Source organism: Nautilia abyssi (assembly GCF_055388085.1).
The window spans coordinates 1,264,929-1,291,224 of sequence record NZ_AP042376.1; the positions used below are offsets into that span (position 1 = coordinate 1,264,929).

27 protein-coding genes and 1 pseudogene are annotated in these 26,296 nt (G+C 36.4%); 6 read left to right on the top strand and 22 right to left on the bottom strand.

All coding sequences use genetic code 11. The features are described 5' to 3' along the window. Nucleotides 1–163 precede the first annotated feature (163 nt). From ACZ5EP_RS06520 to ACZ5EP_RS06540, 5 genes are all read right to left on the bottom strand, one after another. A complete protein-coding gene (locus tag ACZ5EP_RS06520; protein ID WP_464508458.1) occupies nt 164–1,804 on the bottom strand; it encodes a chloride channel protein in 1,641 nt (546 codons plus the stop codon). Nucleotides 1,805–2,198: 394 nt separating this feature from the next. Next, on the bottom strand, nt 2,199–3,152 hold the full coding sequence (locus tag ACZ5EP_RS06525) for a thiamine pyrophosphate-dependent enzyme (protein ID WP_464508460.1): 954 nt from the start codon (nt 3,150–3,152) through the stop codon (nt 2,199–2,201). A 9-nt stretch (nt 3,153–3,161) separates the two neighbouring features. Further along, nucleotides 3,162–4,379, bottom strand: a complete 1,218-nt coding sequence (locus tag ACZ5EP_RS06530; protein WP_464508461.1) for a 2-oxoacid:ferredoxin oxidoreductase subunit alpha — start codon at nt 4,377–4,379, stop codon at nt 3,162–3,164. Between the two features lie 10 nt (nt 4,380–4,389). Beyond that, nucleotides 4,390–4,791: a 4Fe-4S dicluster domain-containing protein gene (locus ACZ5EP_RS06535; protein WP_127679341.1), complete on the bottom strand. Its 402-nt coding sequence runs from the start codon at nt 4,789–4,791 to the stop codon at nt 4,390–4,392. Between the two features lie 9 nt (nt 4,792–4,800). After that, nucleotides 4,801–5,358, bottom strand: coding sequence for a pyruvate flavodoxin oxidoreductase subunit gamma (locus ACZ5EP_RS06540; protein ID WP_127679340.1), 558 nt, complete (start codon nt 5,356–5,358; stop codon nt 4,801–4,803). 252 nt (nt 5,359–5,610) lie between these two features. Between ACZ5EP_RS06540 and ACZ5EP_RS06545 the strand changes: the two genes are divergently transcribed. The 3 genes from ACZ5EP_RS06545 (at nt 5,611) to ACZ5EP_RS06555 (ending at nt 9,859) form a co-directional block, all read left to right on the top strand. Continuing rightward, on the top strand, nt 5,611–6,894 hold the full coding sequence (locus tag ACZ5EP_RS06545; protein WP_464508462.1) for an NAD-binding protein: 1,284 nt from the start codon (nt 5,611–5,613) through the stop codon (nt 6,892–6,894). Next, nucleotides 6,876–8,330: a TrkH family potassium uptake protein gene (locus tag ACZ5EP_RS06550; RefSeq protein WP_464508463.1), complete on the top strand. Its 1,455-nt coding sequence runs from the start codon at nt 6,876–6,878 to the stop codon at nt 8,328–8,330. Before ACZ5EP_RS06545 ends, ACZ5EP_RS06550 begins: the two co-directional genes overlap by 19 nt. A 74-nt stretch (nt 8,331–8,404) precedes the next feature. Continuing rightward, on the top strand, nt 8,405–9,859 hold the full coding sequence (locus tag ACZ5EP_RS06555; RefSeq protein ID WP_464508464.1) for a TrkH family potassium uptake protein: 1,455 nt from the start codon (nt 8,405–8,407) through the stop codon (nt 9,857–9,859). On the opposite strand, the gene ACZ5EP_RS06560 is transcribed toward ACZ5EP_RS06555, so the two are convergent. The 11 genes and pseudogenes from ACZ5EP_RS06560 to ACZ5EP_RS06610 all read right to left on the bottom strand — a co-directional run. Further along, the gene (locus ACZ5EP_RS06560) at nt 9,856–10,497 is read right to left on the bottom strand and encodes an HAD family hydrolase (RefSeq protein ID WP_464508465.1); all 642 of its coding nucleotides are present in this window, start codon (nt 10,495–10,497) and stop codon (nt 9,856–9,858) included. The genes ACZ5EP_RS06555 and ACZ5EP_RS06560 overlap by 4 nt on opposite strands. Further along, a complete protein-coding gene (gene dxr, locus ACZ5EP_RS06565) occupies nt 10,478–11,578 on the bottom strand; it encodes a 1-deoxy-D-xylulose-5-phosphate reductoisomerase (protein WP_464508466.1) in 1,101 nt (366 codons plus the stop codon). Before dxr ends, ACZ5EP_RS06560 begins: the two co-directional genes overlap by 20 nt. Next, nucleotides 11,579–12,316: a phosphatidate cytidylyltransferase gene (locus ACZ5EP_RS06570; protein WP_464508467.1), complete on the bottom strand. Its 738-nt coding sequence runs from the start codon at nt 12,314–12,316 to the stop codon at nt 11,579–11,581. A 118-nt stretch (nt 12,317–12,434) separates the two neighbouring features. Then, a complete protein-coding gene (locus tag ACZ5EP_RS06575; RefSeq protein WP_127679333.1) occupies nt 12,435–12,674 on the bottom strand; it encodes a hypothetical protein in 240 nt (79 codons plus the stop codon). Further along, entirely contained in the window at nt 12,671–13,966 is a 1,296-nt protein-coding gene (locus ACZ5EP_RS06580; RefSeq protein WP_464508468.1) for an NFACT RNA binding domain-containing protein, read from the bottom strand. The genes ACZ5EP_RS06575 and ACZ5EP_RS06580 overlap by 4 nt, the downstream gene beginning before the upstream one ends. A gap of 105 nt (nt 13,967–14,071) precedes the next feature. Continuing rightward, nucleotides 14,072–14,674, bottom strand: coding sequence for a phosphoribosylanthranilate isomerase (locus tag ACZ5EP_RS06585; RefSeq protein ID WP_464508469.1), 603 nt, complete (start codon nt 14,672–14,674; stop codon nt 14,072–14,074). Next, nucleotides 14,671–15,312: a ribulose-phosphate 3-epimerase gene (gene rpe, locus ACZ5EP_RS06590; protein ID WP_464508470.1), complete on the bottom strand. Its 642-nt coding sequence runs from the start codon at nt 15,310–15,312 to the stop codon at nt 14,671–14,673. The genes ACZ5EP_RS06585 and rpe overlap by 4 nt, the downstream gene beginning before the upstream one ends. Continuing rightward, a complete protein-coding gene (locus ACZ5EP_RS06595; protein WP_464508471.1) occupies nt 15,309–17,156 on the bottom strand; it encodes a transporter substrate-binding domain-containing diguanylate cyclase in 1,848 nt (615 codons plus the stop codon). Before ACZ5EP_RS06595 ends, rpe begins: the two co-directional genes overlap by 4 nt. A gap of 8 nt (nt 17,157–17,164) precedes the next feature. Continuing rightward, nucleotides 17,165–18,052, bottom strand: a complete 888-nt coding sequence (locus ACZ5EP_RS06600; protein WP_464508472.1) for a carbon-nitrogen hydrolase — start codon at nt 18,050–18,052, stop codon at nt 17,165–17,167. Between the two features lies 1 nt (nt 18,053). Then, entirely contained in the window at nt 18,054–18,410 is a 357-nt protein-coding gene (locus ACZ5EP_RS06605) for a methyl-accepting chemotaxis protein (protein ID WP_464509639.1), read from the bottom strand. A gap of 384 nt (nt 18,411–18,794) precedes the next feature. Further along, nucleotides 18,795–19,280, bottom strand: a pseudogene (locus tag ACZ5EP_RS06610) (PAS domain S-box protein); the annotation flags it as partial. A 94-nt stretch (nt 19,281–19,374) separates the two neighbouring features. Between ACZ5EP_RS06610 and ACZ5EP_RS06615 the strand changes: the two are divergent. The 3 genes from ACZ5EP_RS06615 (at nt 19,375) to ACZ5EP_RS06625 (ending at nt 22,442) form a co-directional block, all read left to right on the top strand. Continuing rightward, entirely contained in the window at nt 19,375–20,571 is a 1,197-nt protein-coding gene (locus ACZ5EP_RS06615; protein ID WP_127679326.1) for a saccharopine dehydrogenase family protein, read from the top strand. A 2-nt stretch (nt 20,572–20,573) separates the two neighbouring features. Further along, entirely contained in the window at nt 20,574–21,791 is a 1,218-nt protein-coding gene (locus ACZ5EP_RS06620; protein ID WP_464508473.1) for a saccharopine dehydrogenase family protein, read from the top strand. A gap of 99 nt (nt 21,792–21,890) precedes the next feature. Next, entirely contained in the window at nt 21,891–22,442 is a 552-nt protein-coding gene (locus tag ACZ5EP_RS06625; RefSeq protein WP_464508474.1) for an HdeD family acid-resistance protein, read from the top strand. Here the strand turns inward: ACZ5EP_RS06625 and ACZ5EP_RS06630 are convergent. Genes ACZ5EP_RS06630 through ACZ5EP_RS06655 form a run of 6 tightly spaced genes read right to left on the bottom strand, consistent with a single transcriptional unit; the run spans nt 22,439 to nt 26,255 of the window. Beyond that, nucleotides 22,439–22,687: a hypothetical protein gene (locus tag ACZ5EP_RS06630; RefSeq protein ID WP_464508475.1), complete on the bottom strand. Its 249-nt coding sequence runs from the start codon at nt 22,685–22,687 to the stop codon at nt 22,439–22,441. The two genes, ACZ5EP_RS06625 and ACZ5EP_RS06630, sit on opposite strands and share 4 nt — an antisense overlap. Nucleotides 22,688–22,714: 27 nt before the next feature. Then, nucleotides 22,715–24,478 carry an invasion protein CiaB gene (gene ciaB, locus ACZ5EP_RS06635; protein WP_464508476.1) on the bottom strand — a complete coding sequence of 588 codons (1,764 nt, stop codon included), beginning with the start codon at nt 24,476–24,478 and terminating at the stop codon, nt 22,715–22,717. Nucleotides 24,479–24,487: 9 nt separating this feature from the next. Continuing rightward, on the bottom strand, nt 24,488–24,823 hold the full coding sequence (locus tag ACZ5EP_RS06640; RefSeq protein WP_464508477.1) for a hypothetical protein: 336 nt from the start codon (nt 24,821–24,823) through the stop codon (nt 24,488–24,490). A gap of 30 nt (nt 24,824–24,853) precedes the next feature. Then, nucleotides 24,854–25,147: a hypothetical protein gene (locus ACZ5EP_RS06645; RefSeq protein WP_127679320.1), complete on the bottom strand. Its 294-nt coding sequence runs from the start codon at nt 25,145–25,147 to the stop codon at nt 24,854–24,856. Nucleotides 25,148–25,194: 47 nt separating this feature from the next. Further along, nucleotides 25,195–25,926: a ferredoxin-thioredoxin reductase catalytic domain-containing protein gene (locus tag ACZ5EP_RS06650; RefSeq protein WP_464508478.1), complete on the bottom strand. Its 732-nt coding sequence runs from the start codon at nt 25,924–25,926 to the stop codon at nt 25,195–25,197. Continuing rightward, nucleotides 25,926–26,255 (bottom strand): ferredoxin-thioredoxin reductase catalytic domain-containing protein, encoded by a 330-nt coding sequence (locus tag ACZ5EP_RS06655; protein ID WP_464508479.1) that lies wholly within the window; start codon nt 26,253–26,255, stop codon nt 25,926–25,928. Before ACZ5EP_RS06655 ends, ACZ5EP_RS06650 begins: the two co-directional genes overlap by 1 nt. Between the last annotated feature and the right edge of the window lie 41 nt (nt 26,256–26,296).

Here is a 26,296-nt window from a genome sequence, read left to right on the forward strand (position 1 = left end):
AATTAAGAAGCTGAATTTGTAATTTTGATTAAAAAATCCACAAATACCTTAATAAAAACTACTTACAAAAACAACTTCTTATAATAATCTTATCAAAAAAAATATAAAAAAAAGTGAAGGAAACGTTAGTTTAATTTGAAGATATTTCAAAAATAAACACCTCTTATTGAATACTCTCTTCCTGGATTCTGAGTTTGGCAAAAGTCTGTGAAAGAGGAATAAATTCGTTTTTAATTACGTCTATAGTTTCTTTTTTACCTATCAAAAGAACTTCATCGCCTTCTTTAATGGAGGTAATTACGGAATTATGAAGCCATCTTCCGTTTCTGAACACATACAGGATTTCCGCACCTCTGTATTTTTTGAAAAGATCCCCTTCGTTTAACTTAACTTCTTTTGTAAATGTTCCGAAAAACACATATTTATTGTCGCCTACTTCAACCGCTTCGCCTTTTTCCAAAAGACTTATGATATCTTCCCTTTGAACGACGGCTTTTTTCAGATTTAATATTTTAGAATGGCAGATTAAAATATCTCTTATTTTGTCCATCTGATATGAAATCGAATACTCTTTATTTAACAGCTGAGCTTCATACAGTGAAATATATTTCGGCTGTATTATTCTTGCAAGCATATTATGCACTATATACGCACTTAAAACACCAAGAGTAGTCGGAGCCAAAAGGCTGTAACCTCCGGTCATTTCCACAACCATAATAATAGTCGCAAGAGGCGTTCTGGCTGCCGCTCCAAATACGCTGGCCATTGCTATTATTACAAAAGCCGCAATCGGCGCATGCAGAAGATATCCAACAAACGCCCCTAGCATTGCTCCTATAAACAGTGACGGAGCAAACACCCCTCCGCTGCCCCCGCTTCCGACTGTAAACGAAAAAGCAAGAATTTTGGCAATTAGCAAAAACAGAACAAAATATCCGAGCATATTTCCGTTTATACTTTCTTGTATAAACCCGTAACCGCCGCCTAAAACTTCAGGAAAATACAAAGCGATAATTCCCACAAGCAGTGCGCCTATTGCCGGTTTTACATGCGGTTTTACAGGTAATGATCTGAAAAAATCCCTCACACCGTAAAACACATTAGGAAGTATTAGTCCGATAGCTCCGCTTGCTATCCCCAGTATTACGATTTCAAGATACGTTTTAACTTCCGTAACCTGCACGTTCGGAACGTGAAAAATAGGCTCCCAGCCGAATAAAAATCCGGTAATCGTATATGCTATCAATGGACCGAAAAGAAGATATATGAGCTCTCTAGTTTCGAATTCATTATCCGCATACAAAACTTCAATCGCAAAAATAGACGTGCCTAAAGGAGCTTTAAATACGGCACTAAGCCCGCTGGCCATACCGATAAGCACATATATCTGTCTTCTTTTCCATCCTACTTTTCTAAAATTCGAATATAAAGACCCTACCCCTGCGCTAAAAAGTGCAGTCGGTCCTTCTCTACCGGCACTTCCTCCCGTACCGATAGTAATAGCCGACGCTATTATTTTTACAGGAACCACCACTCCTCTTAAATATCCGCCTTGTCTGTGAAACGCTCTAATTACGGTATCCGTTCCGTGCCCTTCTGCTTCCGGTGCAAACGTATAAACCAAAAATCCGCTTATAAGCCCTCCGGTCACTATTACGATTAAGAGCATAACCGCGTTATATTCACCGTAATTTGTATAATTTGATAGTAATTTAATTGTATCCTGAGGAATATAACCGACTAAATAATCCAGAGAAAATTTGCTGATAAAATGAAGAAGCACAATAAAAATCTGAGCACACACCGAACCGATAATACCAATAATAAACGTATCTATGATTAAGGAATAATCTTTTTTAATTTTTTTTCCTTTAAATGAATTTTATGTTTTACAGTAGTTTTGACGAGCTGACAACTTATTTTTTATTATAAATCGAAAATTTTGAAAAGTAAACCGATATAAGTTATTTTAATACAAATTTTAAAAAATTCAATATTTTTTAAGTAAAAACGCTTAAAATATATTATATTTAAATCAAAATCTGACAAAATATTAATATGCATATTATTTAACTTCTTATTTAATTTTATTACAAAATCAATCTCCAATATTATCAATTTTCATTAACTGCGGAAAAAACTGATAATAATTTGCTAGTGCCTGACACTTATATTTATAACAACAAAAAAAGAGAAGATTAAACTCCGGCTTCTTCTCTTCTTTGTAAATATTCCCAATATGCATCAACATTTTTTTGCCATTCTTCAATAATCCATTTGTTTTCCGGTTTAAACAGATGGCTAAATCTTCCCTGTCTGCTTAAATATTCTTCAATAGGAAGTTTGTTTTTAGGTCTGTATGTAATTGTTAATTTGTGACCGTCTTCAATTTCATATAGAGGGAATGCACAAGTTTCAACCGCAAGGTCCGCGATTTCAACAGTTTCTTCAGGTTTAAATTTCCACTCAGTCGTACAAGGGCTTAATGCATTAATAAATGTCGGGCCTACTGTACTGATTGCTTTTGCCGCTTTAGTCGCAAGGTCTTTCCAGTGTTTAGTACCAGGAATAGCAGTCGCAACATAAGGGCATCCGTGAGCTGCCATAATCATAGTTAAATCTTTTTTTCTCTGTTTTTCACCGTAACTCACTCTACCTCTAGGAGTTGTTGAAGTATGTGCACCGATTGGAGTCGCACTACTTCTCTGACCGCCTGTATTTGCATAGTTTTCATTATCCAAACATACATAAAGAAAATCATGACCTCTTTCAGCCGCACCTGAAAGTGACTGGAATCCGATATCATAAGTACCGCCGTCACCACCGAATGCAACGAATTTCACTTTTCTGTCTTCATTATAAAGTTTGTTTTTTCTACTTAACGCACTGTACATAGCTTCAGCTCCGGAAATAGCTGCCGCAGCATTTTCAAATCCGATATGAAGCCAAGAAACGTCCCAAGACGTATAAGGATAAATTGAAGTACAGACTTCAAGACATCCCGTCGCAGTAGACACAACCAAATCATCATCAGTTGAATTAACCACTTCTCTTACTATCATACTGTGAGCACATCCGGGACATAGTCTGTGTCCACCTTGGAATCTGTCAGGAGTACATGCGAATTCTTTTAAAGTACCTATATTTTTCATAAAAACTCCTTAATTAAATGATAACTTAGGACCTCTAAGGTTTACAAAACCTTGTAAGTCAGTTACTCTTTTTCCAGCTTTTGCGTTTTCGTTTGTTTCGTTAATTACCTCTAAAATATGTTCAACCGTTGTATCTCTTCCGCCAAGACCGTAAATATAGTTAGTCATAATTGCACTCTGTCCGTTTGCAGCAAGCGCACCGGCAACTTCGTTGTAAAGAGCGCCTGTAGTACCCATTGGAGCACTTCTGTCCAGAGCAGCAACAGCTTTTACGTTTGCAAGTTTTTTAGCTACTTCGTTATAAGGGAAAGGTCTGAATACTCTCGGCATTACAAGACCTACTTTAATACCGTTTTCTCTTGCCCTGTCAACAGCAAGCATTGCAGTTTCATAAGCACTGCCCATAATAACAAGTGCAATATCGGCATCTTCGATTTTATAACTTTCTACAAGATTATATTTTCTTCCTGTAAGTTCAGCAAATTCATTAAATACTTCTTCTATTACAGGGAAGCTGTCCATTAAAGCTTTATGCTGAGCGGCTTTATGTTCGAAATGCCATTCTTCCTCTGTCTGCGCACCGTAAGTTACAGGGTTTTTAGTATCAAGCATAGGATTAAGAGCTTTATAATCTCCTACAAATTTTTGAGCAACTTCATCCTGAAGAGGTTCGACAACCTGAGCCGTATGTGATACTAAAAATCCGTCCTGGTTAGTTGTAACAGGAAGTCTCACTCTGCTGTCTTCAGCGATTTTAAACGCACATAAAGTCATATCATACGCTTCTTGAGGGTTATTGGCAATTAAATGAATCCATCCCGCATCTCTTCCTAAGTATAAATCACTGTGGTCTCCGTGAATGTTAAGCGGAGATGCCAAAGCTCTGTTTACTACAGTCATAACTATAGGAAGTCTCATACCGCTTGCCTGATATAAAACTTCTACCATTAACGCATAACCCTGAGAAGACGTAGCAGTTGCAACTCTTCCACCGGCCGCTGCGGAACCGACACACGCACTCATAGCTGAATGTTCACTTTCAACCATTACGAATTCACCGTCTACATATCCGTCAGCTAAAAACTGAGCGTAATTTTGAACAATTGGTGTTGAAGGAGTAATCGGATAAGCAGCAACTACATCAACCTGAGCCTGGCGCAGAGCATGAGCAGCCGCCATATTACCGTCCCAAACTTCCTTTGCTTTTAATTCATATCTTTCAGCCATTATCTATCCTTTATTTATCTTTTTTAGGCCACTGTTTTAAAGCCTCTTCATTTTCAACATGTTCAGGGAACATTAAAAGCGATTTAATCGGTGTAGGGCAAACATCAACGCAAACACCGCACCCTTTACATAAATTATAATTAATACCTTTGATTTTAGCCTGTTTTTTACCTCTTTTATTTACAACTTCTTCTACCTCAAAGCAGCTGTCAGGACAAAATACCCAGCAAAAATCACAGTCTATACACAAATCTCTGTTAAATACAGGTTTTTCAACTCTCCAGTCAGCAACTTTATAGTTATATGAATGGAATTTACTTCTTTTTTTTGCTTCCGGATCTTCAAATGATGGTAATACCGCACCAAACTGAATTTGATCCCAAGTCGTTAACATTTCTTTAGGTGTTGCCATAATATCTCCTTAATTTACTTCTTCGTAAGCTCTTTTAATAGCTCTTAAGTTACCGTCAATAATTTTTTGAGGGAATTTTGAAAGAATATCTTCAATTGATACTAAAAAGTCCTCAAAAGGTAAAATTTGTGAAACTTTAATAAATGCCCCAAGCATAGGAGTATTTGGAATCGCTCTTCCGATTTCTTCCTGAGAAATTTTAATAGCGTCAATAGTATAAAGTTTTTTACCTTCAAGATGTTTTGCAATCTTTAAAAGCTCGTCTTTGCTTAAATGTGTTGTAACTATAAATACCGTATCGTCAGTAGTATTGTCTACGATTTCTTCCTGGAATACCAAAGAAGGGTCGATAACCAATACATAATCCGGAGTCATCCATTTTGAATGGTCTAAAATAGGCTCATCGGCGATTTTGTCATATGCAGTCATCGGTGCCCCTCTTTTTTCTGCACCGTAAACTGAGTATGCTTGTACATACTTTCCTGTTCTAGACATAACATCAGCAAGAGCCTTTGCACCTGTTACTGCCCCTTGTCCTGCGCGAGAGTGCCATCTGATTTGTAACATATTTATCCTTTTTTTGTCATATTTTAGCGAATTTTTACTTAAAGTAGTATTAATATAGCATAAATTTCATCCGAAATTATTTCATTTTATTTTATTTGCGCATTTTTATATAAAATGTTACTTTTTGAAATATATTTTTCCGTATACACAGCTCTTTTATGTATAAGTTTTAATTAAATCACATGCATTTTTTTACATCTTTACTGTTTTAGTGCTATAATAATCAGTTGTAATTTTAGAAAAAGGCTATATATGAACATATTAATAGCAGGTGCCGGAAAAGTCGGCTATAACGTTGCAAAAGCTCTGTCGCACAAACATAACGTGGTAATTATTGACAAAAACGAAAAAGCGCTTGAAATGCTTAAAGAAACGCTTGACGTTATGACCATATGTGCGGATTTGAGAGATTCAAGGGCATATATGGGCCTTGAAGAAAAATTCGACTTTTTTATTGCGGTAACAAACAATGACGAAATCAATCTTATCTCAACGATAGTCACGGAAAACCTTATAGATATAGAAAACACCATAGTCAGACTTACAAATACATCATACATATCTACAAACTTTCAAAAACTGAATATTAACAGACTTATTTTTCCATATAAACTATCGGCTACGGCGGTGGCAAAGCTAATTGAATTTCCTAAAGCCAACAATATAAAAGAATTTCCTTTTAACGATTTTATACTTCTGTCATTAACGGTTCAAAAACCGGAAATAGACAAAGTTTCCGCTATTAACGATGAAGACGTAATAGTAATAGGCGTACAAAGAGGAGAAGAGTTTCTGTTTTTAAACGAAGAAGACTACATCGAAGAAGAAGACCTTCTTTATATTTTCGGTGAAAAAGAAAAACTAAAAAACATAATAAACAAACTTGACACCGTTTCACCGGAGGTTATACAAAATGTGCTTATATACGGTGCAAATCCTCTGGGTATCGAAATAGCCAAAATACTGATATCTTTCAATTTAAACGTAAAAATACTAGAAAAAGACGAAGCGCAGGCTACAATAGCAGCGGAACTGCTCGGAGAAGAGGCAATGGTAATCAACTCATCTTATGAAGACGAGGAGATGATTATTAACGAAGGCCTTCACTATTCAGATATAGCCATAGCTGCTTCGCTTAAAGACGAAAGCAATATTATCAAGTCCCTTCAGGCAAAAAAACTCGGAATCAAAAAAATAATAACTATCAATAATAACTTAAATTACTATTCTCTTATGCACTCATTAAAACTCTCAACTATAAGAGGGCCTAAAATCGCTGCTTATTACGAAATACTGGAAGAAATAGATTCCAGACTTTTAATATACGAAAGATTTTTCTTAGGAGCCAAAGGCAAAATATTCATTAAACAGATATTTCAGCCTAAAAAAGTAACTCCTCCTAAGGAAAACAATAAAACTCTTATCATTAGAAACGACAGAATCATCGAATTAAAAGACAAAATGGAACTCGAACCAAACGATATAGTTATGGAGTTTAATTTTTCAGGAAACAGGAAGTGGATAGAAGCTCTGTAAAAAACATACTAAAATTTTTAGCGCTTGTAGGTTTGTTAAACAACCTATTTTTCCTTATTCCCGTAACGACTGGAGTAATATATCATGAAAACATAGACGGTTTTATTTTTTTCACCATTACCACCACCCTGCTTTTCGGACTTATTTTATACTGGCTGAAAAACCACAAAATCGAAATGAAAATAAAAGAGGCCATTCTCAGCGTGAACCTGGTTTGGCTGATGGTTTCTGTTCTTGCTGCGATTCCTATGATAATGATGACGCATATTTCATTTATAGACGCTTTTTTTGAATCGGTAAGCGGCTTTACTACAACCGGAGCCACTATATATCCGGAGGTAAGCAACCTTCCTAAAACGGTTCTGATGTTAAGAAGCACCACCAATTTTTTCGGAGGTATGGGTATTATCGTTTTAGGAATAGGACTTTTGTCCATTATCAACCCGACAGGGACACTCGCACTTTTCAAATCCGAATCCACCGGTATAACCCCCGATAAAATCACTCCGAAGATAAAACACACCGCTCTAATATTATGGATTGTGTATTTTTGTATGATAGTGGCTAACATCGTTCTTTTCAAACTAGAAGGAATGAACTGGTTTGACGCAATCAACCAGGCGTTTGCCTGTGTCGCCACGGGAGGTTTTTCTACAAAAGACAACTCTTTCGGATATTGGATTAACAACCCCTGGATACTATGGACTGCTATATTTTTTATGTTTATTTCAGGTATGAACTTTATAGCCCATATAAAACTTATAAAAGGCGATTTTTCTGGATATAAAAGCGAAGAGGTTAAATGGTACGTTATAATCTTTTTGGTGTTTTCACTCGCTTTAAGTCTTGTTCATTATTTTCATTCAAACAACACTTTCTTTTTTTCACTTACCAACGGATTTTTTACCATTACCTCAATACTTACCTGTACGGGATTTGCCACAGTCAACTACGATACATGGACGCATCTAGCACAGGCACTTATTCTTGTAACTATGCTTTTTGGAGGTAATGCCGGAAGCACCGCGGGAGGTATAAAAACCATCCGTTTTGTTGTAATGTTTAAAAACCTTAAATACCAGATCCAGAAAATTCTTTATCCAAATGCAATACTCTCTATAAAAATAGACAAAAAAACGGTCTCAAGATATGTGGTAAACAATGTAAGCGCATTTATATTTTTATATATTTTAACCGTAACCGTAATATCTCTTATTCTGTTTGCGGGAGGGCATGACGCATTAACTTCTCTTTCCGCCACACTTGAATGTGTAGGCAATATAGGTGTAGGCCTTCAGCATGTCGGTCCCGTATATAATTTTTCCGGATTTAGCGGATTTGACAAAGTAGTGCTTGCCATAGGAATGATAATCGGAAGACTGGAATGTTATACTGTTTTGATACTTCTGACCAGACAGTTCTGGAAAAAATTTTAATCCCTTTTTTAACACTCTTTTATATCTGATAATGCTATAATTATACTTTTAAAAATTCCAACACAGGATAAAAAATGGATAAAAACACAATAAAAAATATTCTAAAATTTTTAGCGCTTGTCGGCCTGATGACGGAATTTTTCTTTTTAATACCTATGATTACGGGAATAATATATCATGAAAACATCAAATCTTTCGTGCTCTATTCCGCAGTAAGCACCTTTATATTCATACTTATACTTCTGTGGCTGAGAAACCACGAAATGAAAATGAAAATCAAAGACGCCATTTTAAGCGTTAATCTCGTATGGATAATGCTTTCCACCTTAGGTGCAATACCTCTTATGCTTGAAACACATGTTACTTTCATAGACGGGTTTTTTGAAGCCGCCAGCGGATTTACTACAACGGGTGCGACTATATATTCGGATATAGCCGACCTTCCTAAAAACATTTTAATGCTCAGAAGCACCATGCACTGGATCGGTGGTATGGGTATTATCGTGCTCGGAGTCGGTCTTTTATCTCTAATCAACCCTACCGGATCACTAGCCCTGTTTAAAGGTGAATCTACTGGAATCACACCCGATAAAGTAACCCCTAAAATAAAACATACCGCCCTTAAATTATGGGGAGTGTATTTTACAATTACGTTTATAGACGCATTATTGCTTAAATTTGAGGGAATGAGTCTTTTTGACGCCATCAACCATGCGTTTGCAACCATATCGACGGGCGGTTTTTCAACCAAAAACGAATCAATGGGCTACTGGCTTCACAACCCTTGGATACTCTGGACAACAACGTTTTTTATGTTTATTTCCGGTATAAACTTTATAGCACACATTAAACTCCTAAAAAAAGATTACAGCGGGTATAAAAGCGAAGAAGTTATTTGGTATACGGTTATTTTCATTGTTTTGTCAATCGGAGTGAGTATGGTTCATTATTTTAACACTCATGATTCCCTTTTTTATGCTTTAACGCACGGATTTTTTACAATAAGCTCCATCCTAACTACTACAGGTTTTGCAACGGTGGATTATTCGCAGTGGGGTCAATGGGCGATAGCCCTTATCTTTATAGCGATGCTTGTCGGAGGTAACGCCGGAAGTACCGCCGGAGGAATTAAAGTAATCAGGTTTGTTGTAATGTTTAAAAACCTTAAATACCAGATTAAAAAAACTCTTTTCCCTAACGCCATTATATCCGTAAAAGTAGATAATAAAACCGTCCCTCAGACAATTATCAACAACGTAAGCGCATTTATATTCTTATATATTTTAACAGTGACAGCCATTGCGCTTTATTTATTCGGGAACGGTTACGACACGCTTACCTCCTTAAGCGCGTCAATAGCCTGCGTAGGAAACATAGGACCTGGATTCGGACATGTGGGGCCTGTAGATAATTTCGCGTTTTTCACACAGACGCAGAAATTTGTACTGGCAATAGGAATGATAATCGGAAGACTTGAATTTTTTACCGTCTTAATGCTTTTAAGCAGAGATTTCTGGAAGAAATTTTAATTTCTTTTTCCTTTTATATAAAGAACCGCTTCAAGTGCGTTGTCTTTTATTATTTCAGCACATTTTTTCATATTATGCAAAGATTCATATTCCCATTTAACGCCTATATACTTAACGCCAGCTTCTTTGGCGCTCACCATATCAAGACAGGTATCGCCTATCATCCATGTTGCCTCTTTAACGGCATTCATTATATGAACGGCTTTAAGAACGGGTTCAGGATGAGGTTTTGGGTTTTGAACGTGTTCTCTGCCTATTAAAACCTCAAAATATTTCATAATTCCAAAATGTTCCAAAAGCTCCTTTGAATACTCTCCGGTTTTTGTCGTAACAATTCCGAGCCTTGCAAATTTCGAAGCTTCCATTACGGCTTCTTTAGCAAAAGGAAGCAGCACCGTTTTCTGTTTTGAAATCTTACGGTAATGTTTTTTATACGTATCAACATAATCCCATACCTTCTCTTTTTCCACGCCTAGTTTAGAAAACATTACATCAAGAGGCAGGCCTATAAGTTTTTTTATCTCTTCAGCTGCGGGAGGTTCTTTTCCAAACGACTTAAAAGAGACGTTAAAACCTTCGAGAATAGCTTCCGTAGAATCTATAAGCGTTCCGTCAAGATCAAATAAAATCACTCTCACACCAAACCTTTACTTCTTTTTTTACTTCAAATATATCTTCTATACTGTTAATATCTATATTTTCAAATTTTTTAACCGCCTGCAATATTGTGCTGCTTATGGCAGAAAAAGATATTTTATTTTGCAAAAATCTCTCAATGGCAAACTCATTGGCCGTATTTACAACAACCCCCAAATCAGGTTTTTCCAAAAGCAGATTTTTAATATCCCATACGGGATACCTCTGCGGTTCTATTTTTCTAAATTCTAAATTTCCCACTTCTAATAGATTTACCGGTTCTAAAATCTCATCGCCGACCTCATCCATAACAGCATAGGCAATAGGCAGTTTCATATCCGTTTTACTTATATGGGCGGTGGTTGAGCCGTCATTCCATTCTACAAGGGCGTGTATTACGGATTTTGTTTCTATAAAAGCGTCAATATCGGAAGTGTTAAAGAGCCATTTTGCTTCAAGCAGTTCAAAAAGCTTATTTACCATTGTTGCCGAATCTATAGTTATTTTGACACCCATAGACCAGTTAGGATGATTAAGAACGTCTTTAAGAGTCGCTTTTTTGATATCTTCCATGTCCCAGTCTCTAAGAGCCCCTCCGCTTGCGGTTATATAAAGTTTTTTTGCATTGCATTTTTCACTTTTTACTTTAGACTTTTCATTTAAAAGATACCAAAGAGCGAAATGTTCGCTGTCTATAGGGGTTATTTTTGCAGTATTTATAAATTTACCGGCATTTACAAGAGATTCTTTATTTGCAAGCGCTATTTTTTTATTGCATTCCTGTGCTTTAAGAGTAGGTTTCAGTCCGGCATCTCCAACCAGCGCGTTTACAATCAGCGGGCTTTTTACACGTTCAATAATTTCAAGCAGAGCCTCTTCGCCGTATAAAACGTCTTTAAATTCTATTTTTTCAGCCGTTTTTTTATCTTTTACGACAACGTATTTAGGTGAAAATTCTTTAATCTGTTTATTCAGAAGCTCAAAGTTGTTTCCTGCAGCCAGAGCTTCTATTTCCAAACCGTATCTTCTGGCTATTTCCAGGGTATTTACACCTATACTTCCTGTAGAGCCTAAAACAACCAATTAAGCCCCCATTAATACAAACATTACAGGTGCGGCAAACAGATAACCGTCGATTCTGTCGAGTATTCCTCCGTGTCCCGGAAGTATATCCCCGCTGTCTTTTACTCCTGCTCTTCTTTTCAGATAACTTTCAAACAGATCGCCAAAAACACTTGAGAGACTTACAAGAAGGGAAATAAAAAACGCCTGGAAAAACCCCATAAAATATAACCCTACAAAAGCGCCAATAACAGTAGCGCCGGCCACTCCGCCTATTACACCTTCCCATGATTTGTTAGGAGACGTAGCGCAAAATCCTTGAGGTATAAATTTTTTTGCAAAATTTTTACCTGTAAAATAAGCCAATGAATCCGTTAAAGCCACTATTACAATAAGCCACCCTATAATTCCCATTGAGTTTTTTACATAAAGGGCATATAAAATCATTAAAGAAACCAAAGGATACAATACCGGAGACAAAATTTTTAAGTCTTTCTGATAATAAGCTATATACGATACGCTTACAATCACTCCGAAAACAGCGGCGGCCAAAGGATTTATTATTAAAGAAAGAGCAACAGACGCAGCAGCAATATAAAAAATCTCCCTCTCTTCCGTTTTGAAAAGTTTTTGAGCTTCTAAAACGCCTCCAATCGCAATAGCTCCGATAAACAGTCCCGTTACAAATCTGTTATCAATTATCCCTACTATCAATAAAATGACTATAAGTACCAGTGACGTTATTAAACGTTCTTTCATTAAATTCCTTTTTTCTAATTATACTATATTAAAGTTTTGAAGTGGATAAGTAGCTAAGCTGTAAAGACGGCAGTGTCTTGACAACTTAACCGCTTACTTACTTTACAGACTTGTGCTGTTAAGCTTTTAAATCTATATGTCTGCTTTCTCTTTCTATTTCTTCTTTGGAATCGTCTTCCGGAAGAATTTTTTCAGTCTGTTCCACAGGTCTTACTTCTTTAACTTTAAGCTCTTTTTCTTCATTAATTATTTTCTGTGTCTCTTTGCTTATCTGCTCTCTGGCAATATTATCGGCAGCCATTGCGGATGCCACATGCATGTTTTGATTTATTAATGTCACTTGTCCTATTAAGCTCATATTTTCACCTTTACAGTCGAATATTTGCCATACTCTACGTTAGCGCCATCTTTGACCTTTACAAATTTTCTTTTAGTATAATCGACATTTCCTTCATTTTTTTTAGAAAACGCAACTGCTAGTTTTGCAGCCTCGTTTATTACCTGCTGAGGAATGGAGAGTTTATTGTTTTTTATAATTACATGCGCACCCGGATAATCTTTAATATGCAGCCATAAATCATTTGCGTTTGCCGTTTTTAACAGTTTTATATTTCCTTTTTCATTTTTTCCGACCATTATTTTATAATCGTCTATAAAAAACTCGGCAACATTTTCATCAGCGCTTTTTTCTTTTTTAGGAGGTCTGTAATAGTTTAAACTTCCCAAATCCTGCGTTTTTTCAATAAGTTTTTTATAATTTTCCAAAAACTCAAGCTGAGAATTTAGATGTCCTTTTTCTATATGAAGATTTTGGGCTTTTCTTTTAGCCTTTTTGGCAAGGCTGTAAAAATAATTTCCCACTTCGTTGACGTTTTTCAGCTCAGGCAGCGGAATTGTTATTTCATTGCCTTCGAAGTCATATGTTTTAAGCTCTTTGCTGTACGGTTTAATCTGATACAGGTTAGCCATTGAAATATCGGCGTATTTTTTATAAAGTTCCGCTTTTTCAAGAAGTTTCTGTTCATCATCGAGTTTTGAAAGTTTTTTTTGGATCTCTTTTATTTTTTTATTAATACGGTTAATTATCGCTTCTTTTTTCTGTTTTAGGCGGTTTTGGTATTTTTTTTCAAAAAGATCTTTTGTGTAACTTTCAAGATCTTCTATTTCAAACTCTTTTTCCTTAATTTCAAAAGGCGGCAGTTCCTCAAGTTTAACTCCCGGCTTTACAACCCTCGAAGACTGGCTTTCGCTTATATGCCTCAAAGACTCTATCACTGTGTAGTTTTCATCAAGAATAATGGCGTTTGTATACCGCCCCGTAAATTCAAATCTTATTTTTACTCTCTCTTCTTTAAAACGGTTCTGGTTTTTGGCCGTAATTGTAAGAATCCTCTCTTTTACCTCAACGTTCACAATTTCCGCTTTTGTAAACTTTTTTTCTAAAACAATGTCAAAAGGCGCCTGAAACTTGCGTGAGAGAGGATAGTCTATATTTATATAAATATCCCCGCTGCCTTTTGTAAGGTCAAAATAATACTTGTCTTTGTCAAACTGCATTAAAATCAGGTTTTCATCAACCCTGAGCGCCCTTTTAATATATTTATATTTCTTTAAATGCTGGGCAATTTTTTTTAATACGAACGCTTTCAATCTTTACCTTTTTATTTTAATACCATCCACAATTTACCATCAACCGTTAACCATCCACCATCCACTATAAACCATCTACTATCAACTATTTACTATCTACTATTCTTATCCGCATCTGAAACCGTATTTGGCAAGCTCTATAAATTTTCTTACTTTTCTTTTATCTTTCTTTCCGGGTTCTCTTTCTACGCCGCTGCTGACATCCACACCGTAAAATCCGTATCTTCCGACTTCAAAAACATTTTCGGCAGACAGCCCGCCTGCAAGGATAATATCCGAATTATCCCTTCCTTCAAACCATTCAAGAGCCACTCTTTTACCGCTTCCTCCATATTCCGGAACATAAGCGTCGACTATTTTATACTCTCCCGTAAATTTTTCAATATCGTTTTTTTCTTTCGCACGGATTACTTTTATATGCCTGCACTTAAGACTTTCATAAAATTTATCATCCGCCTCAAAATGTATCTGCGCAAGATCCGCTTTCGTGTAATCCATCACTTCGTTTACATACTTGGCATCCACATTTACAAAAAGAACCGTTTTAGTAACAAACGGAGGCAGTTTGGTAATTATCTTTTTTATCTCTTCCGGTTTTATAAACCTTGGAGACTTCTGATATGTCACAAACCCTAACGCATCCGCTCCCGCGTCACAGGCCAGTTTAGCGTCTTCATAGTTAGTAATGCCGCAGATCTTTACCCTCATACCCTGAGACTCTCTATGGCTTTTTTATAATCTTCTTGTTTAAAAACATAACTTCCTGCTACAAGTATGTCAGCTCCGGCTTCTTTAAGCAAAGGAGCGTTTTTATCATTAACGCCTCCGTCTATTTCTATTAAAAGATCAGGATTTTTACGCTCTGCCAAATTTCTTAATTCTTTTACTTTATCAAGTACTTCAGGAATAAACTTTTGACCTCCAAATCCCGGATTCACGCTCATCAAAAGCACCATATCCACATCCGCCGCTATATTTTCCAAAAGGCATACAGGAGTTGCGGGATTCAGTACCACAGCCGGACGGATTCCTTCGCTGCGTATTTTTTGAATAACTCTGTTTATATGTTTTTCTTCTTCTATATGAAAAGAAATAAATTCGGGTTTGAGATGTTTATAAAGATCTATAAAAAACGGTATGTTCTCAACCATAAAATGTATATCCAAAGGTTTTGTAGCCACTTTGGCCACAGCATCAACAACCATAGGACCCATTGTCATATTCGGCACAAAATGCCCGTCCATTATGTCCACGTGTATATAATCGGCACCGGCTTCGCATACCGCTTTTACATCATCCGCCAAATTTCCAAAATCAGCACTTAAAATACTAGGAGCTATTTTCATTTTTTACCTTTTACTTGATTTCTACCACTGTTTTTCGCTTCATATAACGCTTCATCGACTCTGTTTATAACGTCATTTTCATTTTCACCTTTTTTAAATTCAGTAACCCCGGCGCTTATAGTGATTTTTAAACCGTCAAAATCGCTGTTTTCAATAATTTTTCTTAATTTCTCAGCAATTTTATGCGCCGCGTTAAAAGAAGCGTTCGGCAGAATAATAACAAATTCTTCGCCTCCCCATCTACCGAATAAGTCGCTTTTTCTGATATTTTCTTTAATAATTCTGGCTAAAGAGGCAAGTACCAGATCCCCTTTTTCATGTCCGTGTTTGTCGTTTACCTGTTTGAAATGGTCAATGTCAAAAAATATTATACTTCCGTCTGTTTCTTTTATTTTTTTATGAAGCAGTTTTTCAATAGTGCCTCTGTTGTAAATTTTGGTAAGTGCGTCGAATTCCGATTTCAATTTATAATTTTTAGCTTTATATACGACAAAAACAATTACGATTATAAGAACCGCGATAATAAGATAAAACCATACGCTAAAGCCGTTTTCTTTTATATATATTTTTTCACCAATGTATTTGGAAATAATTTTATTTTTGTCATATACGGAAAGACTGTCTATGGCTTTATTGATTTTATCCCTTACGCCTTTTAAATTTTTTCTTAACATAATCTGAAGTTTAAACGTAAACGGTGTCTTAAAATAGATTCTCATATCACCTATGTTTTTTTGATTAATAAGCCAGACGATAGTCGGAAGCACATCCACCACACATTCCGCTTTTCTGTCTCTTACAAGTTCAAATGCGTCTATTACGCTTTTAGCGGGCACATAATTTAAATAAGGATAATGCTGTTTCATCATTTTATGGGCGGTGTAATGATAACCGACAGCCAGTGAGGTGATATCGTCGATTTTTTTAATGCTAAGCCCGTTTCTGCAGGCTATAGCCAAAGGAAACTCAACATAAGGTTTTGAAAAAATCGCATATTTTTTTCTGTCCGGCGTCTCGGACGTATTAGGCGTAATGTCGTATTGTTTATTTTTAATCCCGTTTAAGATTTTTATCCATATCGGCTGCGTAATAATTTCATAATCAAGCCCGGCCCTTTTGGCTATAAGCCTCCAGAAATCTATACCTATACCTTTAAGTTCCCCTTTAACTTCCAGATCAAAAGGAGGCCAGTACGGAGTTACCGCTACTTTAAGTTTTTTTGCGACTATTTCTTTAAACATATCATCGTACATTGAAGATAGGTGAATCTTTTTATTTAAATAATATCCGGTGAGAATAAGAGAAGGATTCGTTTTTGATTTAGGAAAATACGCATTTAAAAACGACGCGGCGTTTTTATTGTTTTTAAGAAACTCCCTGCTTGCTACGAGATAATATTTATTATATTCAAGCCCCAACTTATCCAAATCGTAAAGAAAAGCGTTTTTTACATATATTTTTTTTGACGTAACTATTGCGTCGACTTTGTTTTTTTTGAAATCATCAAGACTCGCGGTAGTATATTTAACATCACTGAACACCTTAAAAAGCACCTTAGCCGGCAGATTGGCATTTGCGACCACTCTTATATCATTAAGGTTTTTATGTGAGAGAATATACGTTTTCAGTTTTCCTATACCAGAAATAACGCTTAAATTATGTTCTATTATCAATGGAAGTTTGTCATAGCTTAATATATAAAAGCCGTTTTTGCTTAAGTGTTTAAACTCTTTTTTTACAAACGGCTTGGGAAGTTTTTGTTTAAACTCCTTATCAACATACACATTAACGTTAACATCAGCGTATAAAACAACTATACTGAATAAAATAGCTAAAAACTTCATTAATCCCCTTAACAGTATCTTTTAGTTATACAGCCGTAATTTTCTATTCTTCTGTCTCTGAAAAACGGCCATATTTTTCTTATTTCGGCAGCCTGTTTCAAATCTATTTCCGCTTCAATAATTTCTTCTTCAAACGATCCTTTTGCTATTTCTTCACCCTGGGGACCGAATATGAAACTGTTGCCCCAGAATTCTATACCTCCGAGCACCCCGCTTTCATCTTTTTCTTTTCCTACTCTGTTTACCGCCGCCACATATACGCCGTTTGCAACGGCATGGCCTCTTTGAACGGCGATCCATGCATTCAGCATTTTGTCTTTTTCTTCAGGGGTGTTTTCTTTTTCACAAAGTTCATCCACCCTGTCTTCAGGACACATTAGCCATCCTATTGCGGTAGGATAAATAATTATTTCCGCACCTTTAAGCGCCATAATTCTGGCAGCTTCCGGATACCACTGATCCCAGCATACAAGCACGCCAAGTCTTCCCACACTCGTATCTACAGGCTCCATTTCATCGCCGGGAGTAAAATAAAACTTCTCATAAAACCCCGGGTCGTCCGGAATGTGGTTTTTTCTGTATTTTCCGGCCACATTTCCCCTGTCAAAAACAACTGCCGTGTTATAGTAAATACCGTCCATCACCTTTTCGAAAAGACTGGCGACAAGGACAATGTTTTTTTCCTGACTGACTTTTCTCCAAAATTCCACATCTTCTTCAAAGCTTTCAGCATAATCGAAAAATTTCGTATCTTCGCTTTTACAGAAATATTCATTCTGGTGAAGTTCCTGCAGTATTATCAGCTCGCCTCTGGCTTTAGCTATCATTTCAAGCGTATGCTTTACGGTAGCTTCTTTAGAGCCTTTATATTCCTGCTGTATTAAGGAAATTTTCATCTTAAACCTCAAAATCTTTTATCATTTCGTTAAGTTCAAAAATATTTCTTGCCATAGAATCAAATTTGTCTATAATCTCCTGCAGCGACCCCATAAGCTCTTTCACTTCGTTTTGTGTATTTTCTATATCCATATTCATGTTGTGCACGTTTGATTTTATGAGATTAATAACAGCCGTAATTTCACTGGCGCTTTTTTGCGATTTTTCCGCTAGTTTTCTAACCTCATCCGCAACTACCGCAAACCCTCTTCCGTGTTCGCCCGCTCTTGCGGCTTCTATTGCCGCATTTAAAGCAAGCAGATTGGTCTGGTCTGCTATGTCTTTTATTATATCTACCATTTTTTCAATCTCGTTCATTGACTCGCTAAGCTCGTTTGCTCTGTTACTGACTTCCATCTGTGAAGGCAGAAATTTGGTTTCATTCCACTCAAGAAGCCTGTTTAGTCTGTCAGAAACGTCTTCATAAACCTCTTTTACAAGATTTGAAGAATTTCTAAGCGAAACTACAAGACTGCTAAGCGTTTTTTGTATCTCTTTGATAGGCTCTTCCAGGATTTTAAAATCATTCCCTTCGGAAATAGTAAATTCCGTATTCAGTTTATGATTGGAAATATGTTCCAATACTTTAATCAGCTCATTTGCCTCTTTTGCAAAAAATTCTTTTCTTATTTCCGCTTCTTTTTTTCTTTCAGCCATTAAGTTTCTAAGGCTAACATAAGTTTTTACTACCTCTCCGTTTTTTACGATAGGCTCGATGTATACATAAACGGGAATTGTTTCTCCGTTTTTGGTCATAATTTCAGCCACGCCTATTCCGCTTTTTTTCTCGCTGTCGTATTTCCCGACTAGTTTGCACACTTTACACTCTTTAGGATTTTTAGGCCATAATATTTTAGGCGCCTGAGGAATGTCCAGATTTTTTATTTCATATTCGCTAAAACCGGTTAAATGTTCAAACTCTTTATTCCAGACAATCATTTTTCTTTTCGGATCAACTGCAAAAAGCGCTACAGGGAAATTCTGAATAAAATAATTAAATTCATAACTTATATTTTCAAGGTAATTGATAATAAAATCAAGCTTTTCTTCCGTTTTACTGCATTTATCAAGCCCTTCCAAAAACGTTTCGTCTATAACCTTTGATTTCAAATCTCTAATACATTCATCTACTTTTTCCCTGATATCAGGCACTTTTTTATCTTCTTTTTTTCCGAAAAACATTTTCATCCTTTTGTGCGGTTTCCTATATGTTAATTATATCACAAATGAATTACATAAAACTGATATAAAAATTGATATAATTTGATAAAAAAGGAGAATAATGGCAAATCTGTTAATAATAGGCGCCGGCGGAGTCGGAAGAGTGTCTGCTTTTAAAGCGGCCCAAAACACGGACGTTTTTGAAAAAATAGTTCTGGCAAGCAAAACCAAATCAAAATGCGATGATATCGCTGCTGACATTCAAAACAGACTCGGCGTTCAAATCAAAACATATTCCCTTGACGCAAATAAAAAAGAAAATGTTATAGAACTTATAAGAAAAGAAAATATTGACATTATCTGCCATGTGGCCCTTCCTTACCAAAATTTGCCTATTATGCACGCATGTATCGAAACAGGATGCGCATATCTCGATACAGCTCTTGCAGAAACAGAAGACAATCCGGATACATATTACGATCTTCAGTGGGCGCTTGACGAAGATTTCAAAAAAGCCCATACAATGGCTCTTTTAGGATGCGGTTTTGATCCGGGAGTTACATCTGTCATGGTTAAATACGCAGCGGATTATCTGCTGGACGAACTTGAAGAAATAGAGATATACGACTGTAATTTCGGAAGCCACGGAAGATATTTCGCTACAAACTTCGATCCGGAAATCAATCTAAGAGAGCTTAATCTGCCAGGTAAATACTGGGAAAACGGTGAATGGAAAACAACAGACCCTTTTGAAATACAGGTAAAACACGACTATCCGGAATGCGGTGACGCAACAAGCATACTTATCTGGCATGAAGAGCTTGAAAGTATAGTAAAACATTTTCCTAATTTAAAAAGCGCAAAATTTTATATGTGTTTCAGCGATCAGTATCTTTATCATTTTAATGCTCTTAAAAACGTCGGAATGTTCAGTATAGAACCTATTGAAGTATGTGAAGGAGTAAAAATTTCTCCGCTTCAGTTTCTGGCAAAAGTGCTTCCGGATCCACAGGAGCTTGTAAAAAATTATAAAGGACAGACAAATATCGGTGTAATAGCCAAAGGCAAAAAAAACGGAGCTGAGAAAAAATTTTACATTTACAACATCTGCAATCACGAAAAAGCCATAGAAGAAACAGGAGCGCACTGTGTAAGCTATACAACGGGTGTGCCGGCTATTATCGGATGTAAACTGATGGCTAAAAAGATCTGGTGGGATGAAGGCGTCAAAAATGTGGAAGAATTTGACGCAAAACCGTTTTTTGAAGAAATGGAAAAAGACGGTCTTCCTATAAAAGTCATGGAAATCAAGGAGTAACAATGAGCAATCTATTAATTATCGGAGCCGGAGGAGTAAGCCGCGTAGCTACTTTTAAAGCCGCAATGAACAATCATATTTTTAAAAATATCGTTTTGGCCAGCCGTACAAAAAGCAAATGCGACACCATTGCAAAAGACATTAAAGAACGTCTGGGCGTAGAAATAAAAACTTACGAAATAGACGCTATGGACGTAGAAGCGACTGCTAAACTCATAAAAGACACTAACAGCGACATCGTGTTAAACGTAGCCCTGCCTTATCAGGACCTGGCTATTATGGACGCGTGTCTTAAAGCAGGAGCACATTACGTAGATACGGCAAACTACGAACATCCGGATGAGGCAAAATTCGAATACAAAGAACAGTGGGCAAAACATGAAGATTTTAAAAAAGCGGGACTTATGGCGCTTCTCGGAAGCGGTTTCGACCCGGGTGTAACGAACGTATTTACGGCATTCGCCGCTCAGGAGCTTTTAGACGAGATTGAATATCTTGACATTCTTGACTGTAATGCGGGAGATCATGGATATCCTTTTGCGACAAACTTCAACCCGGAAATAAATATCCGTGAAATCACTCAAAAAGGCAAATATTACGAAAACGGAGAGTGGAAAGAAATAGACCCTATGAGCGTTAAATTCAAATGGAAATATCCTAAAGTCGGAGAGTACCCGAGCTACTTACTATACCACGAAGAGCTCGAAAGTCTTACCAAAAACTTCCCGAGCATTAAAAGAGCCAGATTTTTTATGACATTCAGCGATAATTATCTGTGGCATCTGAATGCGTTGCAAAATGTCGGAATGACAAGTATCGAACCTATTAAAATTGCAGAAGGCTGCGAAATAAGTCCTATGGAATTTCTTAAAAAAGTGCTTCCGGATCCTGCGAGTCTGGGGCCTAGAACGAAAGGACAGACTCACATCGGAATAGTTGCCACAGGATATAAAAACGGACAGAAAAAAAGATACTATATATACAACATCTGCGATCATCAGTGCGCATTCAGAGAAGTCGGAGCGCAGTGCGTAAGCTATACAACCGGTGTGCCCGCAATGATCGGATGTTTAATGATAGCTACTAAAACATGGTTTGAAACAGGCGTTAAAAACATGGAAGAATTTCCTGCCCGTCCTTTTCTTTATCAACTGAACAAACAAGGTTTACCTTGGTTTGTAGAAGAAATGCCAACAACTGGTCTTCCTATAGATAATTAATTTTACACAAGGCTTTTTAGCCTTTCTTACTCAACTTACTTGACTTTATATATTAAAATAGTTTATAATTACTCTTGTAAAACTTTTAAGGAGGAAAAAATGTTCGTATTAAACAACATCGACAAAGAAAAACTGAAAGAGTTCAGTACAATGTCGATTATCACAGGTATTCTGATGGTACTTGCCGGTACATTCGCAATTATTGATCCGTTTGCGGGAAGTGTTGCATTCGTAGTGTTTTTAGGCGCTATGTTTATATCAAGCAGTATCATTCAGGGATACATTACTTTTAAAGCTCACCAAAAATCTTTAGGTGCGTGGTTTAAAGTTTTCTTACTGTTTGTAACAGGTGTACTTTTATTAATCTGGCCTGGCAGCGGTATTGCAGCGGTAGCTATTCTTTTTGCGGCGTATTTCTTTATGGACGCATTTGCGAGTTTCGGAATGGCGCTTGATTTAAAACCGTTAAAAGGTTGGGGATTAGCTGCACTAAACGGGCTGTTAAGTTTGCTGTTAGGTATCGTTATGATCGTAGGATGGCCGTTTAACGCACCGTTCACTGTAGGTGTAATAGTAGGAATCAGCTTCTTAATGGACGGTTTTGTATTAATCTATCTTGGATGGCTTTCAAAAAAAGGTCTTCACGACTAATCTTTTTTAGGCCAGAATTTAACTATTGAATAACCCTCGTCTTTATGACGGGGGCCTTTTTCATTCCAATCATACTCTTCAATATAATCATTCAAAACCGTTGCTAAATATTTAAGTCTGTCTTCAGTAGAAATATCAGGCATTTCATCTTTCAAAAACATATACAGATCTTTATCCTGAGCCTTACATTTTTCATGCAGTCTTTTTATATTTTCTATACTCAAATCAAGTTTACCGTGTTCCATTTTACCCCCTTTTTCAATGCTGTGTTATTAACCGCCGTATATTTTATCTCCGATTTCCCTGTATCTTTGATAATAATATTTCACAAATTCATCTGCATCTTTATTTTTAGGATAATAATTTTTATCTTTATAAATAAATCCGTCTAAAAACTCTTTAGCGTCTTTTTTTTCTGCATAATACTGCGCAAGTTTTAAATATGTAGATTTATACCAGCTTTTAAGCTTGTCATAATTAGAATAATCATAATCCAGACTTGCACCGTTAAATTTCACAACTTCCGTTTCAAAAAGTCCCGTTAAATGGATAAGCCCCTCGATATAGTAAGGAAGCACCTCATCAACTTCCATCCATGCTATAAGTCCTACAGCCCTTTTTATCGTATCTTCCAAAACAGCTTCTCTTAATTCCGTATCTTCATTCTCAAAAAACGCCATAAGTCCGCCTGTAGTAGCTTTAAACTCCTCTACGTTTTTAAACATTCCCGATTTGTTCATTACGCTTTCCGTATTTTCATCCACCCATAAAATATGTCCGAATTCATGCCCGATGGTCGTAATATCGTAAACTTTTATAAATTTATCTTTATCTTCCAAATCATTATAAAATTTATCCATAAACTCTTTGCCTAAAATCTCATAGCTTAAAGCCATTTTAGGTCTGGCTTTTATATCTTCATACACTTTGTCTACAAAAGCAAATATTTTTTTGCCTTTTTCCCTGCTTACTATCTCATCGTTAGGAACCACCTGTGCGCTAAAAAGCCCGTTAAATTCCGCTCCGTAAAAAGTGGCCGGAGATGAAATGTAAAGCTGTGTTTTTTCTATATTCTCAATTGCGCTTTTTAGAAGTTTTTCGTTTTGACAGTATTTTTTATACATTAAAACAATATTGTCTTTTACTTCACTTTTAAGCTTCGGGTTTTTAATCCTGACATCTAGTTCGAGCGCAACGGCCTTTCTGTATTTATCCTCATAATATTCAAGAGGGTGTCCCACCTGTACTGGAGATTTTATATCCATCCATAGCTTATCAACATCCGCCCATTTTTTTATCAGTTCGTGTCTGTTTTTTTCTAAAAGAGCCATTTTAAGAGCATGGAAATATAAAATCCACTGAAGTTTATATTCATCTTCAAGATTTTCAAGATTCAAAATAAGCTCATCTATCGCCTTTACCGCTTCATTTACTTCATCTTCGAATATTTCGGAATAACATTTTGCGATATAATTGCCGCTTTCGCCTTTTACCAATACAGAATAGCATCTTTCTCCTATTTCTCCGTCGTGCCCTTTATCCAAAAGGTCCTTTTCCAGAAGATAAGCCATAACTTTTGCTTCGTCACCTCCGAATTCTTTACTCAAATCTTCATTTACCGTATGAATGATATGTTTAGTCCAGTTAGGCTGCCATTTAGAAAACGCTATCCCTATTTTGTGCACGCCTCTTAATATCTCGGCGTAAAAAGGTCCCACAAACGGTGCCATGTTTTGAATCAGTTCTTCATGTTCTTTTAACCAGAAATTTTTTGTCAGCTCATATAAATCAAGCTGAATCTCTTTTATCTCCTCTTCGCTGAAATTCCCTTTTTTGAGAAGATTTAAAATACTGTCTTCGCGCAGATGAAAAAATCTTTTTTTAAGACTCAGAAGATTCTCTTCGTTTATTTCAAGCCCGAGTTCTCTTAAAATCGCTTCAAACAAAGCTCTTATATCGTCAGGACATTTTTTAAAATACCCGTTTATTTTTTCGTCTCTTTTTCTTACAACCTCGTAAGCAGCTTCTAAAAACATATTCATCCTTTACCAGTCGTTCCATGAATGGACTTTTTTCGCTATCAGCATTCCGTCCATTCTGTTTAATGCGCTAAATCCTATATCATACAGTTCATTATCGTCCATATCAACAAGAGAAATCATATATCCGCCGTTTCTAAGCGCCCTGAAAAGCGGTTTGATTTCCCTTTTTTTATCACATACGATGAAATGGTAAAACCTTTTTGCACTCAAATCATCATCTAAAACATCTATGTTTCTCTCTTCCGAATCAATTAATTTTTTTAATTCTTCGCTCGTCACACCCACGTTTATATTCGGCTCATATCCTATGATTTCATTAATTAATTTTCCATTCTCCATTTTCAATTCTCCACCAGAATTTTTCACTTCTTATACGCTTCCGTAAGAAAAAAGCTCTCTGAATAAAAACGCTTCCACTATATCGTTAATACTCATTTCTTCCGAAGGCGTCATTAAAGGTTCCGCTCCGGCTTCTAAAAAATCAAAAACATACTCTTCTTTAGGAGTTATAAAAAAATGCACTAACCCCACCAAATCATCCCTGTTATCAACATAATCTATTTTTTCAATCTGTCCGTTATTTACGAAAACTTTCGCAAATTTTTCAGCCTCGCGGCTTCCAACGCAGATATTGTCTTTAACAGGTATTCCTAAAACAAACATTATTTTAACTCCTAATTTTCATTTCACATTTTTCATTTTTAACTGTTTTATCCTCTTTCTATTTCGCCGTAATAATCGGCAATTCCGTAAGTAAGGTTTCCGACTTTGGTAAATCCAAGCTGCTGCTGCAGAGCTCTTTGGAGATATCCGCTTCTGCTTCCTACATGACAGTAAATAATTATTCTTTTATCTTTATACTGCATCCATTTATCCAAATCATACTGAACCCTGCTTATAGGCAGAAGTTCATCCGTTCCTTTTATTCTCATCATTTGATTTTCAAAAGGTTCTCTTATGTCAATAAGCTTGAAATCTACCAGTCCGGCTTCTCTCGCCTTTAAAAGTATTTCAAGCTCTTCGCCTAAAATCTGCTCTTTTTCTAAAATTCTTTCAAGCTCTCCTACGCTTAAACCTTCAACTTCCCTGGCTTCTTTTTTAGGATGTTCTTTATTATAGTTTTGAGCGAATTCATTAGTACAGAAAATTCCGCAGTGGCATACCCCCTCATTTGGAATCTCTTCTTTTATAGCCTGCGGGCAAGGACAGATTCTGTTATCGCTGCTGACGTATCTGCCGTCTTTCTCTTCTATCGGAAAACATGGACAGAATCTTTTCCCGTAAACAACCTTATTGTTAGTAAGGCCTTTTAAAACTCTCTCGACAATTTCTTCATCCGGATGAAAAGTCCATCCGAACTGTTCAACAGTTTTATGCGCAAACTTTTCTGTTTTAAGAAATTCCTGCTGAAATTCAGGAGAATTTATATCGACTGCTTTCATTATCCCTCCATCTCTTTACATTTTTCAGGATTACAGAAAATTCCGCAGTGGCAGCACCCTTCGGCCACTTCATGGTCTACTGCCGGTTTACAAGGGCAGATTCTGTCTTCTTTGTCTCCCATAGGTATAAAACAAGGACAGTATCTTTTACCGTACATTAATTTATTTCTTGTAAGACCCATAACGATAGCGTCATACACTTCTTTATCCGGATTAAAACACCACCCGAACTGGTCCACTACTTTTTGTACAAATTTTTTTGTTTTTTCTTCTTCTTTTTTAAATTCTTCACTGTTCATATCAACATCGCTTCTTTTAGGCGCTAACATATAATCTCCTTTTTTCCTTGATTTTAGCATATTTCATAAAA

Excerpts from the sequence above, each read along its gene's own strand:
- ACZ5EP_RS06595 (WP_464508471.1), bottom strand. The coding sequence starts at position 17,156 with ATGAAGTTTTTAGCTATTTTATTCAGTATAGTTGTTTTATACGCTGAT.
- ACZ5EP_RS06555 (WP_464508464.1), top strand. The coding sequence starts at position 8,405 with ATGGATAAAAACACAATAAAAAATATTCTAAAATTTTTAGCGCTTGTC.
- ACZ5EP_RS06620 (WP_464508473.1), top strand. The coding sequence starts at position 20,574 with ATGAGCAATCTATTAATTATCGGAGCCGGAGGAGTAAGCCGCGTAGCT.
- ACZ5EP_RS06605 (WP_464509639.1), bottom strand. The coding sequence starts at position 18,410 with ATGAACGAGATTGAAAAAATGGTAGATATAATAAAAGACATAGCAGAC.
- rpe (WP_464508470.1), bottom strand. The coding sequence starts at position 15,312 with ATGAAAATAGCTCCTAGTATTTTAAGTGCTGATTTTGGAAATTTGGCG.
- ACZ5EP_RS06600 (WP_464508472.1), bottom strand. The coding sequence starts at position 18,052 with ATGAAAATTTCCTTAATACAGCAGGAATATAAAGGCTCTAAAGAAGCT.
- ACZ5EP_RS06535 (WP_127679341.1), bottom strand. The coding sequence starts at position 4,791 with ATGGCAACACCTAAAGAAATGTTAACGACTTGGGATCAAATTCAGTTT.
- ACZ5EP_RS06525 (WP_464508460.1), bottom strand. The coding sequence starts at position 3,152 with ATGAAAAATATAGGTACTTTAAAAGAATTCGCATGTACTCCTGACAGA.
- ACZ5EP_RS06570 (WP_464508467.1), bottom strand. The coding sequence starts at position 12,316 with ATGAAAGAACGTTTAATAACGTCACTGGTACTTATAGTCATTTTATTG.
- ACZ5EP_RS06615 (WP_127679326.1), top strand. The coding sequence starts at position 19,375 with ATGGCAAATCTGTTAATAATAGGCGCCGGCGGAGTCGGAAGAGTGTCT.
- ACZ5EP_RS06545 (WP_464508462.1), top strand. The coding sequence starts at position 5,611 with ATGAACATATTAATAGCAGGTGCCGGAAAAGTCGGCTATAACGTTGCA.
- ACZ5EP_RS06630 (WP_464508475.1), bottom strand. The coding sequence starts at position 22,687 with ATGGAACACGGTAAACTTGATTTGAGTATAGAAAATATAAAAAGACTG.
- ACZ5EP_RS06575 (WP_127679333.1), bottom strand. The coding sequence starts at position 12,674 with ATGAGCTTAATAGGACAAGTGACATTAATAAATCAAAACATGCATGTG.
- ACZ5EP_RS06540 (WP_127679340.1), bottom strand. The coding sequence starts at position 5,358 with ATGTTACAAATCAGATGGCACTCTCGCGCAGGACAAGGGGCAGTAACA.
- ACZ5EP_RS06625 (WP_464508474.1), top strand. The coding sequence starts at position 21,891 with ATGTTCGTATTAAACAACATCGACAAAGAAAAACTGAAAGAGTTCAGT.
- ciaB (WP_464508476.1), bottom strand. The coding sequence starts at position 24,478 with ATGTTTTTAGAAGCTGCTTACGAGGTTGTAAGAAAAAGAGACGAAAAA.
- ACZ5EP_RS06655 (WP_464508479.1), bottom strand. The coding sequence starts at position 26,255 with ATGTTAGCGCCTAAAAGAAGCGATGTTGATATGAACAGTGAAGAATTT.
- ACZ5EP_RS06530 (WP_464508461.1), bottom strand. The coding sequence starts at position 4,379 with ATGGCTGAAAGATATGAATTAAAAGCAAAGGAAGTTTGGGACGGTAAT.
- ACZ5EP_RS06645 (WP_127679320.1), bottom strand. The coding sequence starts at position 25,147 with ATGTTTGTTTTAGGAATACCTGTTAAAGACAATATCTGCGTTGGAAGC.
- ACZ5EP_RS06585 (WP_464508469.1), bottom strand. The coding sequence starts at position 14,674 with ATGAGGGTAAAGATCTGCGGCATTACTAACTATGAAGACGCTAAACTG.
- ACZ5EP_RS06650 (WP_464508478.1), bottom strand. The coding sequence starts at position 25,926 with ATGAAAGCAGTCGATATAAATTCTCCTGAATTTCAGCAGGAATTTCTT.
- ACZ5EP_RS06640 (WP_464508477.1), bottom strand. The coding sequence starts at position 24,823 with ATGGAGAATGGAAAATTAATTAATGAAATCATAGGATATGAGCCGAAT.